Annotated in this window: 3 protein-coding genes; all 3 read right to left on the reverse strand. The window is 42.2% G+C overall.

Features of this window, described 5'->3' with window-relative positions; all coding sequences use genetic code 11:
* Nucleotides 1–25 precede the first annotated feature (25 nt).
* On the reverse strand, nt 26–655 hold the full coding sequence (locus RYL88_RS12565; protein WP_314991758.1) for a hypothetical protein: 630 nt from the start codon (nt 653–655) through the stop codon (nt 26–28).
* A complete protein-coding gene (locus RYL88_RS12570) occupies nt 652–2,337 on the reverse strand; it encodes a phage tail protein (protein WP_314991760.1) in 1,686 nt (561 codons plus the stop codon). The genes RYL88_RS12565 and RYL88_RS12570 overlap by 4 nt, the downstream gene beginning before the upstream one ends.
* 14 nt (nt 2,338–2,351) lie before the next feature.
* The coding region (locus tag RYL88_RS12575) for a hypothetical protein (RefSeq protein WP_314991762.1) at nt 2,352–2,796 on the reverse strand (445 nt) is incomplete at its 5' end.

Raw genomic sequence — 2,796 nt, forward strand, 5'->3', positions numbered from 1 at the left:
ATCATAAAAGTCTTAGTTGATGTTTTCATTTTTTTACTCTTTTTAGCGGATGAAACGCCCAAACAGTCTTTAGTACTTTTTTGTCGCCGTCTTCGATAAATTCGTGCCAATTTTCGGGATTTGCGCCGGCTATATCCATGAGTTTCCATCCGACGTAAATGCGGCAATAAAAGCCGCTTAAAAATCCCGTGTATCTTATCTCGCGGTAGTAGCAAAACCGCTCGCGGCCGTCTTTAAGACGACACTCTACCTTGCAAAAGCCGCTCTTGCGTCCTTTGTTTTGCGTGATAAGCACGTCGCCTTGGGTAACGACGCTAGCAGGCTGCACATCTAAGACTTTGACGCCTAAATATTTGACGCTAAAATAGCCTATTCTATTACGCAGTAGCCAGCAAAGACGGGCAAAATAAGAGCGGTTTTTAGGCGGCGGGAAATGCTCCCGTCTCCATCCGCCGTCACCGTTGATCGCAGCACTTTGCCCGTCGTAGTAGTCGTCCGCATCCTCAAACCAGCGAAAACATCGCGGCAGATGGTCGTCGCTCTCTTTGGCGAAAAGAAGCGCGATCGGCACGACAAAAAAAGCGAGTATCTCAAGCGGAAGCTCTATTGCAAAGTTTCTAGCTACCGTTAGCCATTGTTTGGGTGTCGGTTTCATTGTAGCCCCTTTAGATCTTCGTAAGGGATGATTGTTTCGTAGAAACAATTACCAATAAAATCTCTAGGTTTTGCCAAAAATGCTATTTTTAGCCCCTTTTCGGTTTCTTCCCCGCTTAAAATTAGCACCGGCAATCTGATAGGTTTTTTACCGTCTACAATATCAAATAAGTCGGTGTAAATGCTGTCTTCACTCATGTTTTTAATAAGATCATCTAGGCTATACATGCCGGATCTTTGTTTTGAAAAATCAGTTAGTGGCTTATTGCGTCGCAAAATATATCTCGTTCCTCTTAGTAAACATATATCCTCTTGAATCGCCTCTACCGGCTGAATAGGAATATCTACTTGAGTCTTATTTTTAACTAGAACTCCAAAATTTCGCTCGCTAGTACCGTCGTCTTTATACCTAAAAGCGTAAATATCGCTACCGTTTTTATAATAGTTGCCTCTCATTGAAACAGTATTGGCAATATTAATTTTAATCGCTTTTATGTCGCCTTCTTTTAAAGGCAGATCATTTACAGATGCCTCGGTTATCGCAAATTCATCGCTAACCTTATAGACTTTTGATATGCTGCTGCCACTACCTTTAACGACTATAAAGTCCTCGATAAACAATAGATCATTGAAGTTGGCCTGCGTTTTGATAGTTTTGCTAATTCCGACTACCGCAATCGTATTGTTGCTACTGTCGGCTCGTATAAGCGGATATTTTGGGGATATGTATATATCGCTAGTTACTTGTATTTCATAATTCGATATATAAGTCCATTCATTTTTTGGGATATTGTATTTCCAGAGTTTTTGATTTGCAGATTGGCAAAAATAAACATCGTCTCCTATTGTAAAAAGTATCCTAAACGTTCCGCCGGTCTGATTTTCGTCAAGTTTACTAATTTGCTTATACGGTTTTGTATAGGCTGTAACGCCGGGCGACACCGGCTTATTGCTACTACCGCCCTCATTTACTACGAGATATTTGTCTTTTATGCTTACGAGCCCGCCTTTTGTAATGGGATATGTATAAGTATCTTCTAGGCAGAAAAATTTATATGAAATTTTATCGCTCGTCGGATCTTTGATAAATTTATTTAAAAATTCTCCCTCCTCGGCGCTTTTTTGATTTTTGTATTTTTCAAAATCCTCTATTTTTAGATAAACCTCATCGTGATTGTGCGTCTTTGGCGCATAAAGCTCGTTTGCCTTAGTCTCCACCAAAGCGGCGTCAAATTTAGTATCGACATATCGACGGGAAGCAAATTTAGAGCTCTCCTCGACGGTCAAATTTATAACGCCGGTATCGCTTAAGGCGATATAAAAGTTTATCGTTAGGTCTTTCGCCGCACCCTCGCTTAAACGCGGCTTGATCGTCTCAGGCACGTTTGCGACGGCAAAAAGCTTATCGTCCGCTCCGTAAATGCCTACCTGCCTGATAACAAATCCGCCCACGCTAGCCTCAAGTATGCCCTGAACTATGACTATATTTGTATCATCCTCTTTGACTCTAATATCGCTAATACTAAATTTTTGCGCCTCCTCGGGCAATGTCTGCCACTCGTCGCTTATGACGTCTTTGCTTTGACCTACGCCCATTTTCGTGAGGCTGATTTGCTCTCTATCGGCGATAGCCTTTGAGATCGCCGCTTTGCCTAGTTTCGTGATTATTGTTGCGTATGACACTTTTTCTCCTTTGTTTAAATTTTGATTGTCTCATCTATCGTTACCGCGCCGCCGCTAAATCTTGCGGCGGTTGATCGCGCGTTTAAGATCTCGCTTTGCATCGGCGGCAAATTTACGTCCTCGATAAATTCGCAAATTACAGCGCCGAAACGCTCTAAATTTAAGCTAATATCTCTAACTTTATATGGATAAATGTTAATTTGCTCGCTTTGAGCATAAGCCGCGCTCGTATTAACCGGCGCGCTTGACGCCATTCCCGGCGATTGGATCGGGAAAATCTCCATTTTTTCCGTATCTGCGGCATTTGCCCCAAGATAAACTTCGCTTCTTGCGTTCCTAATAAGGTTAAATCCTTTAAAAACGCTGCGGACGTTTTTATAGCGTTGCACGACGGTATCGAGCTTTTTGTATCTCGTCTCGTCCGTGCCGTCATCTTTGAGATCTATTTCGACCTTAAAA

This window comes from uncultured Campylobacter sp., from assembly GCF_963517995.1.
In the GTDB taxonomy this organism is placed as follows: domain Bacteria; phylum Campylobacterota; class Campylobacteria; order Campylobacterales; family Campylobacteraceae; genus Campylobacter_A.

Excerpts from the sequence above, each read along its gene's own strand:
- RYL88_RS12565 (WP_314991758.1), bottom strand. The coding sequence starts at position 655 with ATGAAACCGACACCCAAACAATGGCTAACGGTAGCTAGAAACTTTGCA.